The sequence below is a fragment of the Bacillus sp. FSL K6-0073 genome, from assembly GCF_038006085.1.
Classification (GTDB): Bacteria; Bacillota; Bacilli; order Bacillales; family Bacillaceae_G; genus Bacillus_A; species Bacillus_A cereus.
On the sequence record NZ_JBBOUN010000001.1, the window covers coordinates 1,730,960 to 1,745,424 of the forward strand.

The window sequence follows — 14,465 nt, forward strand, 5'->3', positions numbered from 1 at the left end:
GGTATATGAAAAAAGTATTTGTATTCGTAAGCATTTTCTTTTGTTGTTTCCTTTATAACGTTAAGGAAGGGTTTGCAGCTAGTCCAATGAAACCTAGTTTTGAAGTAAAGTTATTATTGAAGCCAGAACAAGTATTAGGTGATAACAAAGAGATGAAGCAAGAGGTGCTAGAACATTTCCAGGCTGGTACAAAATATGAAAGAATACAAGTGCAATTTTTAGATACTGCGAATAAAAGTTTAAGTGAGGAAGGTTGGTTTGCTAGAATTCGAAAGAAAGAATTTAGTAAAGATTTTGAACTAACATATAAAAAAAGATATCCTATTCCAAATGGTGTAATTCAAGATGCACTAGAAGTAGCTAAAAAAGAAGGATTCGATAGTAATACGGATAGTTATGAGGCGGAAATAGATTGGGGATTTGAGAAGAAAACATTAAGCATTTCAAATAAGAAAAGTTACAGCGCTAAAGGATATGGGATACTTGATTTACCAAATGAACAAGCTGCTCAAAACATGTTAATAGAAAAATTACCAGGGAAAATGAACAAATGGTTGTATACAAATTGGGGAGAGGAAATGTTAAAGAATTCCCGTATTTACGGTCCTGTATTAATGAAACGATATACAGGAGAGTTTGAAAACATAAAAGCAAATATTGAAATTTGGCCATTAAGTAATACCGGAAAATTAGAAGATGACTTCGTAATAGAAGTGTCATTTAAAACAAATGAAGAAAGTATTGCGACAAAACAAAGGGAATTATTAATGGCGAGTTTAGAGAAAAAAGGCTGGTTGTTACCGAAAGATAGTTTGAAGACAGAGCTTATTTTTCAGTAAATGAGAAAAAAAGGAATCCATATTTCTTGGATTCCTTTTTCTAATATATGAGTATTAAGCTAAGTCAGCTGACACGAACATATCACTATTTTGAAGGTTTTTAGAGCGTAAACTATAAGCAACTACCTTCTTTTTATATTGTTTTACAACATCAACATGCTCTTCATGACTGTAAATATAAAATGTGAAATCTTTTTTACCCCGTTTTGCATTGATAATTAAAGGAGTGCCCTCATTATGGGGTGGTGCATAATAGCGATCTAAAAATAAACCTTCGTTAAAATCATGAATAATTTTTGATTTCTGTTCGCCTTCTACGTTATTTCCGTGAATTGTAATAGTCACATTCTCTTCTTCAAGTTGTGGATGTGTTTCGTACTTGCTAATAATGGATTCAATAACAGTGTTAGGAAGGCTAGAAACGATAATTTTAAATGCTCCAAATACAACTAACATTACAATAAACCAAGTCGTCATAGTATATCATCCCCTTTATTCTATTTAATAATATAACTCATATGGTAATAGTACATATGGTGAAGTTTTGTATAATTTGTGAAAAATATGCCATTTTCACGTACGAAATGTTAGAAAAAACAATTTTGTTACAAAAAGTTGAAATCGAAGTATTTTAAAAGAAAAAGGTTTATAATAAAAATATAACTAATAACCACATTACTAATTATAAGGAAGTGTAACTATGAGTACTGTAGCAATCGTATATGGTATTATTCTTTCCACAATTATTGTTTTGTTTTTCGTTGGGGTTTCACGTTATATTCATAAATGGAAAGAAGGCGTTGCGAAATTAAATCACATTGAAGAAGAACTTAGTGATTTAATGTTACATCATGGTAAGTAAACATTTATTTTTTAACTAAACAATGTGAAGAATATCACAAAACGTGCTTTCCTAATGAAGGCATGTTTTTTTGTTGTTTAAGAAAAGAAGTATTTTTGTATAAATAATCTAATTATTACTTAAAAAGGGAAATTTATTTAGTATAATATATAATATGTTTATTTTAGGGGGAGTATCATGAGGGGATTAAAAGTTGTTGGAATTATAGCTGGAATTACTATAGTAGGCTGTATAGCTTTCTTTTCAGTGAAGGAATATGTCAATTCCAAAGAAGACTCTAATTATGTGCTAAATTCCATAAAAGAACATAAGGATGATAAAACAACTTCTTTAATTGTTAAAAGAAATGGTGAAACATTGACATCAATAAATGAAAAAGAAAAATTACCGCTAGCAAGTATGTCGAAAATCGTTATAGCAATTGAATATGCTAAGCAAGTAGCTGAAGGGAAAATAAGAAAAGACGAGAAAATTTCATTGAAAGAATTAGAAAAATACTATGTGAAAAATACTGATGGTGGTGCACACCCTGCATGGCTAGATGATGTAAAAGGTAAAGAGTTAGTGAAGGGTGGTCAAACTTCTTTAGAAGAAGTAGTGAAAGGAATGATCCATTATAGTTCGAATGCGAATGCATCATATTTATTGGACAAGCTTGGAGCAGCGCGGATAAATGAAAGTTTGAAAGAGTTAGGCTTAAATAGTCACGATGAATTTTATCCAACGTATACAGGGGCATTATATATGAGGGGCTATGTTGAAAAAGAACTGCATATTCCTCAAAATAAAGCATTGGACAAGCTACGTAATATGTCTAATGATGAATATGTTAAGCATGTATGGCAAATACATGAATGGATGAAAGACGAGAAAGAATGGACAAAACGCGAGATATCGTTAAAAGCCGATATGGATTTTCAGCGTATTTGGTCAGATCGGTTTATAGGTGCAAATGCGAAGGATTACATCAGTTTATTGGAAAAGATAAATAGCAGAAATTATTTTACACCACAAATGCAAGGTGAGGTTGAGAATATATTTAAAGGAACCGTAGGAGAGGGTATATTCGAATTTGCTGGACAGAAAGGTGGTTCTACGGCATTTGTATTAACAAATAGTTTCTATGGTACTGATAAAAAAGGGAATAAGATTGAGATTGTCTTTATGATGAACAATTTGAGTGAAAAAGCATTTGAAAAACTTCTAAGTAATATGGATTACTTTATTCGAGATATTGTCATAAGTGAGGAATTCAGAAATAAACTATAATGAAATAATTTTATTATGTAAACAAAGGGGCGCTTATGAAAAGTGCTCTTTTGTAATACAGGATTTTCCAATCTTATTATTGAATATAGATGGAAAATAAGAAAGGAGGTTAAAAAATGACAACAATATATTTTGTTCGCCATGCCCATTCTACATATACAAAAGAAGAACGGGAACGACCTTTATCTGAAAAAGGGCACTGTGATGCAGAAAATGTAACGCATTTATTAAAAGATAAACATATTGATGTTGTTATTTCTAGTCCTTACAAAAGAGCAATCCAAACTGTACAAGGAATTGCGAATACATATAAATTATCAATACAAAATGAAGAAGATTTGCGTGAAAGATTATTGAGCACAGAGCCAGTATCAAATTTTAATGATGCTATGCAGAATGTGTGGAAAGATTGGAGTTTTGCATATGAAGGCGGAGAATCAAATACTGTAGCACAAAAGCGCGCTGTAATATGTATACAAAATATATTAAAAAAATATGAAGGTAAGAATATTGTAATAGGTACGCATGGGAATATTATGGTATTACTAATGAATTATTTTAATTCGAAATATGATTTGGAGTTTTGGAAAACACTTCATATGCCTGATGTGTATAAATTAAATTTTGATAAAAATCGTTTCATTTCTGCTGAAAGAATAGAGAAAACAGGTCATCGGTTAAATATTTTGTAAAAGTTTATCAAAAAAAGAGGAAAGAGAGAAGTTATTGTAGAAGTATGACTTTGTAACATAAAAAATATATGTTAAAGGAGGCTGTTTACATGTTTGAGAAAGAGAAAGAAGGGCTTATTGAAGTTCACAACGTATATGAAATTGCACCAGCAGATGGAACAATTATTGGTATGGCAACAGAAGAAGAAATGGAAATTGCTGCTGAACTAGAGCTGCAGTACTATGCCCATTCTCGTTTGCTAGAAGCAAATATTCAGTTAGACGGTTCCTCCTATAAAGAGTTACTTCAGGAGTTCCAGGAGTACGAAAGAAAATCAATGAGCTTTTGGCGAGCAATACATAAGCGTTTAGCTGTGCCATGGGCATGGGTATTACGTATTGATGTTGCGAATGGCCCTATTTATGTAAGTAATGGGAATGCGTATTACGAAGAAATCGATGATGAAGAAGATTATGAATAGATAAGTAAGGAAGCAACTTTAGTTGCTTCCTTTTTTTATTTATAGAGATTGAACAGCCTCAATAATAATATCAGGCCGATCAATTTCGATTCCGTGACCAGCATGTTTGGCAAGTATATATTGGCTATGTATGGAGAGTTGTAATTGTTCATGGATCAGTTCTTGCCACATTGATTCAAGTTGTGTCGCTTCCTCTTTTGGCATGCCACCCTCAGTCAACTGAGTAATAGAATAATGAGGATCTCTACCGATAACGATTAATGGTATTTCTAATGTTTTATATAGCTCTTTTATTGAGCGAGCACAATTTTTCCACTCATATAGTTCAGAAGCTGTTGCTTTATATAACAGAGGAGAGGTAGAAAATTCAATGTACTGTCTTGATTGGTTAGCGAGTATAGATTTTAGTTTATTAGAAAGCATGTCTACATCCATTTTGGAGTATGTATTATATTTTTCAAGCCACATATTATCCGAGTCAGTTTGATCAGAAATTGGTAAATGAAGTTCATCTAAACGGTGTAAGTTCATCGAAGTAGAATCAACTAAAATAAGTGCTTGCAGCTTATCTTCATGTAACATCGCAAAATGTTGTGCACATAATCCTCCATAGGAATGACCGATTAGAATAAATGGCTCTTGAATAGCTAGTTTGTTTAGTAACATATGTAGCTCTTTTGTAACTTGCCTTATTGTACGTGGCTGATTTCCTAGCTCACTTTTCCCGTAACCTGGGCGATGGTATGAAACGACTGTAAAGTGCTGTGAAAGCTTTTTTATAATAGGAAGCCAATCATAAAATGAGCAACTCATTCCGGTTTGAATGACTACAGTTTGTTTACCACCTCCTCGTATGATTAAGTTAGGTTTTTTAGGGACGGGATGTACCTATAAACCCAAGAGTATCTATTTTTATGAGATACTTAAATTTGTAGATAGAGTGTTGCCGACCACCTCCTTGAATCTTTGTATTCGGTTGAAAGAATGGTACCTCTGTCTAATAAGTAGTTTACGAATGAGTTGGATGTTGATGACCATTGGTCATTCTTCGTATCTCTTACGAGGTAGTAGCGCTTATTAGTTCAGAGGAGGACAACACTATCTAACACTGATTAAAATAGGGGTGTAAGCTATGTTCTATTTAGGTATTGATATCGCTAAACATAAACATTATGCGTCCATTATCGATCAAACTGGAAAACCTATTACTAAGCCATTTCCCTTTCAGAATCACAAAGAAGGTGGACAAGCACTATTAAATTGGATGTACCGATACATTGAGTCTCCTACAGAAATAATGATTGGAATGGAGGCAACAGGACATTATTGGTTAGCCATTTATTCTTTTCTACTGGATCATGGCTTCTCAGTCGTTGTATTAAATCCAATTCAAACCAATGCCTGGCGAAAAGGAACAGAAATTAGAAAGCGGAAAACAGACGCCATTGATGCCACTATGATTGCCGATATCATTCGATTCGGCCGTTTTGTTGAAACTCCACTTGTGGACGAGAAAATGTTCGCTCTAAAACAAATGAGCCGCTTTCGTAATGCGCTTGTAAGTAATATGAGTGATTTAAAAAGAAAAGCTCTTGTCGTATTAGATCAGACTTTCCCAGAGTACCAAAGCATCTTTTCGGATGTTTTTGGTAAAACTTCTTCACAAATCTTACTTGAATATTCCTCTCCTAGTGACTATGAACAGATATCTATTGATGATTTAACACAAATAATTGAGCAAACCAGTCGTAACCGACTTGGGAAGAAAACAGCCAACAAACTAATGGAATTAGCCTCTAATTCGTTTGGTGTTACTTTCTGTAAAAACGCTTTTTCCTTTCAACTAAAAATGTTGATGGAGCAAATTCGTTTTATCGAAGATCAAATCAAAGAGTGTGAAGAAGAAATGTCACAACTTTTAATTGATTTAGATACTCCTATCATGACAATACCTGGCGTTGGACCGATTTTAGGTGCCACTATACTAAGTGAAATTGGGGATATACACCGCTTTGACAAACCATCTAAACTTGTCGCATACGCAGGCATCGATGCCTCTGTGTCCCAATCTGGGCAATTTGAATCCTCAGGTACGTCTATATCCAAACGTGGCTCTTCTCATTTGCGTAGAGCCTTATTCCAGGCGGCTATTACAGCTCATAAACATGACCCTGTATTAAAAGCCTTTTATGAAAAGAAACGAAAACAAGGAAAGCACTACTATGTTTGTATAGGAGCCGTAGCTAGAAAGCTGTGTTACATTATCTATGCCATTCTTAAAAGCAATAAACCTTATGAAATTCCACCACACACAACAGAAACATGAACTTCTCATTTTTTTGAAAATCCTTAGGTTTATTTGATACGCCCTTTTTTAGAGAAACACCCCCTATTTATATAAAAAATCCTCCTTGACTTCTCATAGTTGGTCTTTTATATGTACTTCTATATTTTGCCCCATTATTTCTACAAATTTATGAATGTTAATTCCCCCTAAGCTTGAAATAATTTTTGAAAAGCAAAAACGATACACCAAACACCTATACCGAGTAGGACAGATGTACTAAGTGTAAATGAATTTTTTAAACCAATATAGACAATAAATAATAGTAGTGCTGATGCGGGGAATCCATATAATACCCCTAAAGCAAATTGACTCAATTCTTGTTTATTCCCGCCTTCAAATGAAATCCAAAATAGACTAAGTAAACTTACGAGAGGAAGAGCAGCAATAAAGCCACCTATCGTACTATAATGTTTGGCGACTTCAGTGATAACGCCGATAATAAGTGCCGAAACGATTACTTTAACGAGGAAATGCATATTTTGCCTCCTTCGCTAATAACGAAAATGCTTTTTCAATTAATTGTAGTTCTTCTTTTGATAACTGTGATTCTAATATTTTTATCTTTTCTTTATCTAGTAAAGTATGTTTTTCTAATACTTCAATTCCTTCAATTGTTAATGTAAGGTTTACCACTCTTTCATCTTTTTTATTTCTCTCTTTAACGATGAAACCCTTTTGAATAAGGCGCTTTATATGTTCAGATGCTGTGTTATGAGAAAGGCTAAGCTCAGTAGCGACTTTTCCAATTGTTATATCTTTCTCACGAGAAACGATTTGTAAAATACGAATTGCTTGGTGGGAAAGATTGTCCTCGTATTCGTATCGTAAGTGATAATAAATGCTCTCCCAATGTTGATTAATGTTGTTCATAATAATAAATCCCCTTTTTTATATCGTATAGTAAGATATATTCGTTGTTTTAGAAATAAAATCCTTTTATTTGGATAAAAAATGTTGAAAAAGTTTATTTTTATTGAAATATAAGGTAATCTATGTGTAAAGGTATACATTTAGCAAGAGAGAGGATGATAGTTGTGAATACATTCAAATGGATGAGTCATGAACAGATGTATGTAGATGAAATACATGTTGAAAAATGTGGTCCTCTTTCAGTCGGCGTATATGGGGGAAATCAAGAAAGTGATGCATATGAACGAGGAGATGCGGTACTTGCTTGGTGGGATCCTGAATTACAATTTGAATTTGTTATGATTTTTGATACACACCACAAAACAAAAAATATTGATTATATAATAGAAGCGATTTCAGAAAGAAAAGAGAAATTAAAAGAGTTATTTTCCTATCCAATACATTTAGCTTTTCATCATACACATATGTACTTATTAGCGTTATTTACAGATGAGTTATTTATTAAAAAGTGTGATCAAGATGATGAGGAACTCGCTTGCTTAATTTGTTTACGAAAAGGCGAATTTTTATATTGGTTATCAGTTGGTGATTGTTTCGCGTATTTATTCCATTCTGAGAAAACGAAAAATGGAAAAGGACGATTAAATAAACGGAAAAATTACGAATATATTGGCAGGAAAAATATTTTTGCAGCAAATACACCTTGCTTTACGTCAGGTGTAAGAGGATTAGAAAAAGGAATGAATCACATTGTAATGGCAACGGACGGTATTTTAGAGTGTGACAAACGAAGGTTTGATGATGATCAATCTTTAGTAGAAGTATTACACGACGGAAATAGCTTGCAGATTGAGCCCGTATTAACAAATGTACTGCAGTGGAAAGGTAGAGACTGTGCCACGATTATTGGATGGTCTATTGATACTGATAATAAACAATGTGCTAATTAATATAAAAGGAGTTCAAGGTTTTTATCCTTGAACTCCTTTTTGTTAAGCAATATGGATGTGATATGTTTTCAACCATTCATTTACTTGTAGCATATACTCCATGGCACTTCTTGCTTCAAAATTGTTAATCACTTTATTACTTTGATCAGCAATTGAAAGTAAGATGGAATGGTTAATAAGTGAGAAAATAGGATTGTTTTTATTGTTACACATATCAAGTGTTAAATTACGGATTGTTTGTAAGTAGTGTGGATCTTGTGAAGTTGGATAAGCGCTTTTTCTTCTATTGCGTACATCGTCAGGTAAAGCTGGTTGTAGTGCTCTACGTAAAATGCCTTTTTCGATATTATCAATACTTTTTATGTTGAAAGGAACATTCCATAAATATTCAACTAATCTATAATCGCAAAACGGTACACGAACTTCAAATCCAACAGCCATACTCATACGATCTTTACGGTCAAGTAAGAAAGGAAGGAATCTTGTTAAAAATAAATAAAACATTTGACGTTGTTTCGCGGATTTTTTACTTTCGCCTTCAAGAGTAGGTACTTCAAGTATCGCTTCTTGGAATCGTGTATCAATATAGTCTTCTAGATTACATTGGTTACTTACTTCATTTAGTAGAAGAGGAGATGTGTTTTTCCAATTTGTTAGCCAAGGAAACTTATCTACATATAGTAGTTCTTCTTGATGAAACCAAGGATATCCACCGAATACTTCATCAGCCGATTCGCCGGATAAAGCTACGGTCGCATCTTTTTTCATTTCGCAAAATAGTAAATATAGTGAAGTTTCCATTTCACCAGCACTCGGTAAATCTTTCGCATGAAGGGGAACGAATAAGTGATTTGCTAATTCTTCAGCATTCACAATGATATCATGATGCGCTGTCCCGACATGTTCAGAAACGCGTTTTACCCAAGGAGCGTCTAAACCAGTGCGAGCAAATGTCAGTTCGAAATCTTTTGCGCTATTTACAAAGTCAACAGAATACGTATGAAGTGTTTTATTTTCAGCAGCAAATTCTTTACCCGCAAGTGCAGTAATACCGCTAGAGTCTAATCCGCCTGATAACATACAAACGAGAGGAACATCGGCAATTAATTGTCTTTTTACTGTATCTTGTAAAATAGACAAAATATGCGAAGATGTATCTTCTATAGAGTCTGTATGGAACTTACTTTCTAAATTCCAATACTTCGTAACTACTTTTTTATGACGTGTAAATGTTATAGAATGTCCAGCACGTACTTCTTGAATATGTTTAAAGATGCCACATCCTGGAGTGCGAAATAAGCCTAATCCAAATATTTCATTTATTCCACCCGCATCAAGTTCAGCAGGGACAGATGGATGCGCTAATAATGCTTTAATTTCAGAGCCGAAAATAATACTGCCATTTCTTTCTGTAAAAAAGAGTGGTTTTACACCTAAATGATCTCGTGCTAAAAACAATTGTTGCTTCTGATCATCCCATAAGGCAAAAGCGAAAATTCCGTTTAAATGTCGCACGCAGTCTTCTTTCCATTCTAAATAAGCATGTAGTAATACTTCTGTATCTGAATGGGTTTCAAATGCATGCCCACATTTTTGAAGCTGCTCTCTCAGTTCACGGAAATTATAAATTTCTCCATTATAAGTAAGAGCATACGTATAATCACCAGCACGAAATGTCTTAGGCTGTGTCCCGCCTTCTGGATCAATTACAATTAAACGCCGGTGTGCAAAGGCCGCATGAGGTGAAAACCAAAATCCTTCAGCATCCGGACCACGATGCTGAATACTATTTGCCATCTTTTTTAAAATAACATGTTGATTTGAAAGGTCTTCCTTCCAATCTACCCAACCTGTAATTCCACACATACACATCTCATCTCCTAATTTTTAAAATAGATTAATGAAATAAAATGTACACTAAATTAAAGAGTGACTATATAAATAGTGTACTACATGAATTAAATTACAGACTTGAGAAAGTTTTCTTTGAATGCATAGTTATGTGAGAAAATGGCTAAGGGAAAGTATTCCATTACATACAAAAAATAAAAAAGATGAGAGAAAAAATTTTCTCAGACGTTATATAGGGTGTAAAAGCTGTTACAAAACAATAAGGGGAATCGCTACATGAAATCAAATGAGAAAAATTTTATAAAAAGATTACAGCGGCAAAAAGAAGACGCGTTAGAATTTGTTGTCGATACATACTTACCACTCATAAAGGGGATCACGCATAAAGTTCTACTTCCCATTCAAAATAATGGACTCATAGAGGAATGTATAAACGATATATTTCTTTCCATTTGGAATAACGCAAATAAATTTCATGGAGAGCCGAGTGATTTTAAAAAGTGGATTGCAGCGATTGCGAAGTTTAAAGCAATTGATTATTACCGGAAATCGACTAAAACAGTAGAAATCATTTCAGATGAGTTTCATATCAGTACAGAAAAATCAGCAGAAGACGAATTAATCGTTATGGAAGATAGAGAAGAATTATTGAAGCTCATTAATCAATTAGAACCGCTAGATCAAAAGGTGTTCATTATGAAATATTTACTTGGTATGAAGACAGAGGAAATAGGTGACAAGTTAGGATTAACTCGGGCAGCAATTGATAATCGAGTGTACCGGGGGAAAAAGAAACTACAACAAAATGCTACGAAAATTAGTTTTGGAGGTAGTGCAATATGAAAGACATTTATGAACTATTAAATGATATTGATATAGATGAAAAAGAACTAGAAGAAATTGAGGCTTCTGAAATTGAAAAGGAAAAAGTAAAACGAAATGTAAAACAATCGATACGTACGAAAAAAAAGATGAAAAGTTGGAAGAAGGGTGTCGCTGCTGCATCTATTTTAGTAGGATTATCGGTTGCAACTCTTGGTATCGGTTTTCCTACATATGCCGGGGGATTGCCAATTGTAGGTGACATATTCCGATTTTTAGATAATGGTAGAACGGGGTTATATGAAAATTATAAGGAATTTTCGACTGAGTTGAATATGACAAAAGAGAGTAATGGGGTTAAGGTTACAATTAATGATGCTGTATTCGATGGTAGAACAATTACAATTACATATTCTATTGAGAGCGAAAAAGATTTAGGAGAGAAACCGTTCCCATTTGGAAGTCCGCAAGTTATGGGCTTTAATGGCGGAGGAGGTAGTTCGAACGTTACAAAAGTTGGAGAGGGAAAATATGTAGGTATGACTACGATAAGTGGTCATGGTAGTGAAAGGTTAGATGTTGCAAATGTTTGGTGGGATATAGAGGCAATTGAGTTGGATTATGAAGGTAATGTAATAAAGGGAAACTGGAATTTCGCGCTTAGTTTAAAAGCAATGGATAGTAAGGAAGTAAAAGTTAATGGGGTTTCTGAAAATGAATTAATAAAAGTAAATATAGACAAAATGGAAGTAACTCCGATGTCATTTATCGTTTTTTTCAATCAGGAAGAATCTAAGGTATTAAGAAGTATATGGGATAGTGCGGATGTTGAGTTAGAAATAAAAGATGATTTAGGAAATCATTATGCTAGTGAAGGAAATGGCGGAAGTAGTACAGTAGCAGAGCCACATAAAAGTAGTTGGAGTGCCACCTTCCAAAAACTAAACGAAAATGCAACAAATCTTATCGTTACACCTCGCGTGCACTTGCGAGTACATACACCTGAAAATCATGGTGGAGTAGAGTATGTGAATGGGAAAGAGAAGAAAATAGAAGTGCCGAAAAAAGAAGCGAAGAGCAAAGATATTGTGTTAGATGATATTGTCATTGATTTAAAGAAATAAAAGAAAGACTGCCTAAAATCATTTAGGCAGTCTTTTTTCGTTAAGAACTAGTGACGAATAGTGCATGCGGATGCTGCGTTTTATACTCATCTTTCCACGGAATATTTAGTTGTTCCCACGATTCGCCGCTATCATTGGATTGAAAGACGCCATTGTTATTTAACGTGTAGAACGTATGTGGTTCGGCTTCGTTTGTCGCAAACATCGAAATGACTGTACCGATTGCAGATGGTAATCCTTGTTGTACTTGCTGGAACGGAGTATCTTTCGTTTTTCGATAAATATAAGATTCATAAGGGATACGATGATGAGCGAGATCAGCACTTGGCGCAGCAGAAACGAGAATCGTATCACAATCAGCTGGATCGATAGCCATGCTGTATAAATAATGATGTTCAAGTCCTGCACTACATGAGATCCAACTGTTTCCATTGTTATAACTCTCAAGATAAGCACGATCAGGTCCGCCCATAAATCCGTCACCACATGATGCATAAAGGCGATTTGGTGCTTCAGGGTGCATAAGTAATTGATGAGCATCGATAGGAGCACCGAATTTTTTATCAATCCATGTATGCCCTTTATCGTTACTTTGAATAACAGCACCAGCTTCGATTGAAACGTGTATTGTATTAGGGTTATTTGGGTCAACTGTAATCCAGCGTACGTGATGGGTAAAAGGTCTAGGCGGAAATGCCCACGTATAAGAAGATAATAATGATTTCATATTTTTAAGTTCAGTCCACGTTTCACCACCATTTTCAGAGCGAAATAAAGCGCTCGGTTCTGTGCCGACATAAACGACACCATATCCGTTAACTTGTTCATTTGAGCTTATTGTTATGGAAGTGATAGAGGAGTGCAAAATACCATCTTCTTTAGGGAAATCAAAGTAACGATAAGAATCTCCAATTGGTCTCCATGAATCCCCACTATCGTCACTTAACCATAGACCTCGTCCAAATGTTCCGCAATATATACGATTCTTTTGAAATGGATCAACAGCGATACAGGTAGGTTGCATATTTTGTAAGTGATAAGTCGTTTCATAGTTATCATTGTGTTCTTTCACTACAACAAGTTCACGTTCCATACAGAGAAATAAACGTTTCATTTAAGTAACCTCCTTAAAAATTCTTTCATTAGTAAACAATATGAAAATAAAAAAGAAGTAGTCTTGTTTTATTTGAGAAAAAGGGATTGTTTAAAAAATAGCGAAGTGTGTATACAGAGGAAGCGGGCGTTTACAATCAGTCAATTCGGGATAAAGATGGGGAGTTTGTTTCATACTAACATACAGATATTGTACTTAAAGGAGTATAAGTATGGGACATTCGCATGATCATGGTCATTCAAAAAATAAAAAGGCGTTACTAATTGCCTTCCTACTAACAACAAGTTTTATGATTGCAGAAGTTGTTGGGGGATTTGTAACAAATAGCTTAGCACTACTATCTGACGCGGGGCATATGCTAAGTGATGCAGTATCTTTAGCTTTAAGTTTACTTGCGTTTAAACTCGGAGAAAAAACAGCAACAACTGCGAAAACATACGGGTATAAGCGAGTCGAAATGTTAGCAGCATTATGTAACGGTGTCGTTCTTATTGTCATTTCGGTATACATTTTTATTGAAGCAATCCGTCGTTTTAAAGAACCAGTTGAGATTGCTAGTAATGGGATGCTCATTATTGCAGTCCTTGGTCTGCTTATTAATATTTTATCAGCTTGGATATTAATGAGAGGCGGAGATGTGAAAGGTAATTTGAATTTAAGAAGTGCTTTCCTGCACGTACTAGGCGATCTATTGGGTTCCGTCGGAGCGATTATTGCTGCGTTACTTATTAAATTTTTCGGATGGACTGCTGCAGATGCGATTGCTAGTATTCTTGTGTCTATTTTAGTCATTATTAGTGGATGGCGTGTAACACGTGATACGGTTCATATATTAATGGAAGGTGCACCACAGCACATAAATGTTGAAGAGGTAAAAAGTACATTATTAAATATTCCGATTGTCAAAGAAGTTCATGATTTGCACATATGGTCTGTCACATCAGATTTTCAAGTATTAACATGTCATCTTATTATTAAAGGGAATGAAACGCAAAGTGTATTAAAAGAGGCTACGTATGTATTAAAGGAGAAATTTCATGTAGAACATGTCACCATTCAAGTAGAAATAGATGGTGAATTTAATCATGATGAGACAACTTGCAAAGTATGAAAGAAAAAGGATAAGAAAAAGTGTCATAACATTTTTCGCACGGCATACATATATATAATGTGGCCACAAGTACTTTGCAAGGTAAATATTTCATGAAATTACTTTACTTATAAAGAGTCATCTTTTATAATCAAAAGTGGTAATTGATAGAGA

At 34.2% G+C, this 14,465-nt stretch carries 17 protein-coding genes and 1 pseudogene; 11 read left to right on the top strand and 7 right to left on the bottom strand.

Going from position 1 to position 14,465, the window contains the following annotated elements; translation table 11 throughout:
- Positions 1-5 precede the first annotated feature (5 nt).
- Complete coding sequence (locus tag MHB52_RS09145) at positions 6-839, top strand: hypothetical protein (RefSeq protein WP_000755309.1); 834 nt, start codon at positions 6-8, stop codon at positions 837-839.
- A gap of 54 nt (positions 840-893) precedes the next feature.
- Here MHB52_RS09145 and MHB52_RS09150 read toward each other — a convergent pair whose 3' ends face one another.
- A complete protein-coding gene (locus MHB52_RS09150) occupies positions 894-1,316 on the bottom strand; it encodes a YfmQ family protein (RefSeq protein ID WP_000214603.1) in 423 nt (140 codons plus the stop codon).
- Positions 1,317-1,357: 41 nt separating this feature from the next.
- On the opposite strand from MHB52_RS09150, the gene MHB52_RS09155 reads away from it, so the two are divergent.
- The 5 genes from MHB52_RS09155 to MHB52_RS09175 all read left to right on the top strand — a co-directional run bounded on the left by MHB52_RS09155 (position 1,358) and on the right by MHB52_RS09175 (position 4,123).
- Positions 1,358-1,474: a multidrug transporter MatE gene (locus MHB52_RS09155; protein WP_080119190.1), complete on the top strand. Its 117-nt coding sequence runs from the start codon at positions 1,358-1,360 to the stop codon at positions 1,472-1,474.
- A gap of 65 nt (positions 1,475-1,539) precedes the next feature.
- Positions 1,540-1,701, top strand: a complete 162-nt coding sequence (locus MHB52_RS09160; RefSeq protein WP_000108701.1) for a hypothetical protein — start codon at positions 1,540-1,542, stop codon at positions 1,699-1,701.
- Positions 1,702-1,878: 177 nt separating this feature from the next.
- Positions 1,879-2,970 carry a serine hydrolase gene (locus tag MHB52_RS09165; protein WP_061663675.1) on the top strand — a complete coding sequence of 364 codons (1,092 nt, stop codon included), beginning with the start codon at positions 1,879-1,881 and terminating at the stop codon, positions 2,968-2,970.
- Between the two features lie 116 nt (positions 2,971-3,086).
- Positions 3,087-3,662, top strand: a complete 576-nt coding sequence (locus tag MHB52_RS09170) for a histidine phosphatase family protein (protein ID WP_061663674.1) — start codon at positions 3,087-3,089, stop codon at positions 3,660-3,662.
- 89 nt (positions 3,663-3,751) lie between these two features.
- On the top strand, positions 3,752-4,123 hold the full coding sequence (locus tag MHB52_RS09175; RefSeq protein ID WP_000461766.1) for a hypothetical protein: 372 nt from the start codon (positions 3,752-3,754) through the stop codon (positions 4,121-4,123).
- Positions 4,124-4,162: 39 nt separating this feature from the next.
- On the opposite strand, the gene MHB52_RS09180 is transcribed toward MHB52_RS09175, so the two are convergent.
- Positions 4,163-4,936 carry an alpha/beta fold hydrolase gene (locus MHB52_RS09180; protein ID WP_253703439.1) on the bottom strand — a complete coding sequence of 258 codons (774 nt, stop codon included), beginning with the start codon at positions 4,934-4,936 and terminating at the stop codon, positions 4,163-4,165.
- 319 nt (positions 4,937-5,255) lie between these two features.
- Here MHB52_RS09180 and MHB52_RS09185 point away from each other — a divergent pair, with 319 nt between their 5' ends.
- The gene (locus MHB52_RS09185; RefSeq protein WP_061663050.1) at positions 5,256-6,449 is read left to right on the top strand and encodes an IS110-like element ISBth13 family transposase; all 1,194 of its coding nucleotides are present in this window, start codon (positions 5,256-5,258) and stop codon (positions 6,447-6,449) included.
- A 105-nt stretch (positions 6,450-6,554) separates the two neighbouring features.
- Here MHB52_RS09185 and MHB52_RS09190 read toward each other — a convergent pair.
- The 3 genes and pseudogenes from MHB52_RS09190 to MHB52_RS09200 form a co-directional block, all read right to left on the bottom strand.
- A pseudogene (locus MHB52_RS09190) lies at positions 6,555-6,656 on the bottom strand (alpha/beta hydrolase); the annotation flags it as partial.
- A complete protein-coding gene (locus MHB52_RS09195) occupies positions 6,617-6,946 on the bottom strand; it encodes a DUF3147 family protein (protein WP_000545641.1) in 330 nt (109 codons plus the stop codon). The pseudogene MHB52_RS09190 and the gene MHB52_RS09195, both read right to left, overlap by 40 nt.
- Entirely contained in the window at positions 6,930-7,340 is a 411-nt protein-coding gene (locus tag MHB52_RS09200) for a MarR family winged helix-turn-helix transcriptional regulator (RefSeq protein ID WP_001059784.1), read from the bottom strand. Before MHB52_RS09200 ends, MHB52_RS09195 begins: the two co-directional genes overlap by 17 nt.
- Positions 7,341-7,462: 122 nt before the next feature.
- Between MHB52_RS09200 and MHB52_RS09205 the strand changes: the two genes are divergently transcribed.
- The gene (locus tag MHB52_RS09205) at positions 7,463-8,290 is read left to right on the top strand and encodes a protein phosphatase 2C domain-containing protein (protein WP_061664442.1); all 828 of its coding nucleotides are present in this window, start codon (positions 7,463-7,465) and stop codon (positions 8,288-8,290) included.
- Between the two features lie 42 nt (positions 8,291-8,332).
- Here MHB52_RS09205 and asnB read toward each other — a convergent pair whose 3' ends face one another.
- Positions 8,333-10,156, bottom strand: coding sequence for an asparagine synthase (glutamine-hydrolyzing) (asnB, locus tag MHB52_RS09210; RefSeq protein WP_061664441.1), 1,824 nt, complete (start codon positions 10,154-10,156; stop codon positions 8,333-8,335).
- A 261-nt stretch (positions 10,157-10,417) separates the two neighbouring features.
- Between asnB and MHB52_RS09215 the strand changes: the two genes are divergently transcribed.
- Positions 10,418-10,984, top strand: a complete 567-nt coding sequence (locus MHB52_RS09215) for a sigma-70 family RNA polymerase sigma factor (protein ID WP_000840015.1) — start codon at positions 10,418-10,420, stop codon at positions 10,982-10,984.
- On the top strand, positions 10,981-12,087 hold the full coding sequence (locus tag MHB52_RS09220) for a DUF4179 domain-containing protein (protein ID WP_061664440.1): 1,107 nt from the start codon (positions 10,981-10,983) through the stop codon (positions 12,085-12,087). Before MHB52_RS09215 ends, MHB52_RS09220 begins: the two co-directional genes overlap by 4 nt.
- A 40-nt stretch (positions 12,088-12,127) precedes the next feature.
- On the opposite strand, the gene MHB52_RS09225 is transcribed toward MHB52_RS09220, so the two are convergent.
- Positions 12,128-13,201, bottom strand: coding sequence for a WD40/YVTN/BNR-like repeat-containing protein (locus tag MHB52_RS09225; RefSeq protein WP_061664439.1), 1,074 nt, complete (start codon positions 13,199-13,201; stop codon positions 12,128-12,130).
- A gap of 211 nt (positions 13,202-13,412) precedes the next feature.
- On the opposite strand from MHB52_RS09225, the gene MHB52_RS09230 reads away from it, so the two are divergent.
- Positions 13,413-14,312, top strand: coding sequence for a cation diffusion facilitator family transporter (locus tag MHB52_RS09230; protein WP_000510035.1), 900 nt, complete (start codon positions 13,413-13,415; stop codon positions 14,310-14,312).
- The last annotated feature ends 153 nt before the right edge of the window (positions 14,313-14,465 follow it).

What these genes read in the sequence shown, in the direction of transcription:
- MHB52_RS09145 (WP_000755309.1), top strand. Translation starts at nt 6, where the DNA reads ATGAAAAAAGTATTTGTATTCGTAAGCATTTTCTTTTGTTGTTTCCTT.
- MHB52_RS09150 (WP_000214603.1), bottom strand. Translation starts at nt 1,316, where the DNA reads ATGACGACTTGGTTTATTGTAATGTTAGTTGTATTTGGAGCATTTAAA.
- MHB52_RS09155 (WP_080119190.1), top strand. Translation starts at nt 1,358, where the DNA reads ATGGTAATAGTACATATGGTGAAGTTTTGTATAATTTGTGAAAAATAT.
- MHB52_RS09160 (WP_000108701.1), top strand. Translation starts at nt 1,540, where the DNA reads ATGAGTACTGTAGCAATCGTATATGGTATTATTCTTTCCACAATTATT.
- MHB52_RS09165 (WP_061663675.1), top strand. Translation starts at nt 1,879, where the DNA reads ATGAGGGGATTAAAAGTTGTTGGAATTATAGCTGGAATTACTATAGTA.
- MHB52_RS09170 (WP_061663674.1), top strand. Translation starts at nt 3,087, where the DNA reads ATGACAACAATATATTTTGTTCGCCATGCCCATTCTACATATACAAAA.
- MHB52_RS09175 (WP_000461766.1), top strand. Translation starts at nt 3,752, where the DNA reads ATGTTTGAGAAAGAGAAAGAAGGGCTTATTGAAGTTCACAACGTATAT.
- MHB52_RS09180 (WP_253703439.1), bottom strand. Translation starts at nt 4,936, where the DNA reads ATGAGTTGCTCATTTTATGATTGGCTTCCTATTATAAAAAAGCTTTCA.
- MHB52_RS09185 (WP_061663050.1), top strand. Translation starts at nt 5,256, where the DNA reads ATGTTCTATTTAGGTATTGATATCGCTAAACATAAACATTATGCGTCC.
- MHB52_RS09195 (WP_000545641.1), bottom strand. Translation starts at nt 6,946, where the DNA reads ATGCATTTCCTCGTTAAAGTAATCGTTTCGGCACTTATTATCGGCGTT.
- MHB52_RS09200 (WP_001059784.1), bottom strand. Translation starts at nt 7,340, where the DNA reads ATGAACAACATTAATCAACATTGGGAGAGCATTTATTATCACTTACGA.
- MHB52_RS09205 (WP_061664442.1), top strand. Translation starts at nt 7,463, where the DNA reads ATGTGTAAAGGTATACATTTAGCAAGAGAGAGGATGATAGTTGTGAAT.
- asnB (WP_061664441.1), bottom strand. Translation starts at nt 10,156, where the DNA reads ATGTGTGGAATTACAGGTTGGGTAGATTGGAAGGAAGACCTTTCAAAT.
- MHB52_RS09215 (WP_000840015.1), top strand. Translation starts at nt 10,418, where the DNA reads ATGAAATCAAATGAGAAAAATTTTATAAAAAGATTACAGCGGCAAAAA.
- MHB52_RS09220 (WP_061664440.1), top strand. Translation starts at nt 10,981, where the DNA reads ATGAAAGACATTTATGAACTATTAAATGATATTGATATAGATGAAAAA.
- MHB52_RS09225 (WP_061664439.1), bottom strand. Translation starts at nt 13,201, where the DNA reads ATGAAACGTTTATTTCTCTGTATGGAACGTGAACTTGTTGTAGTGAAA.
- MHB52_RS09230 (WP_000510035.1), top strand. Translation starts at nt 13,413, where the DNA reads ATGGGACATTCGCATGATCATGGTCATTCAAAAAATAAAAAGGCGTTA.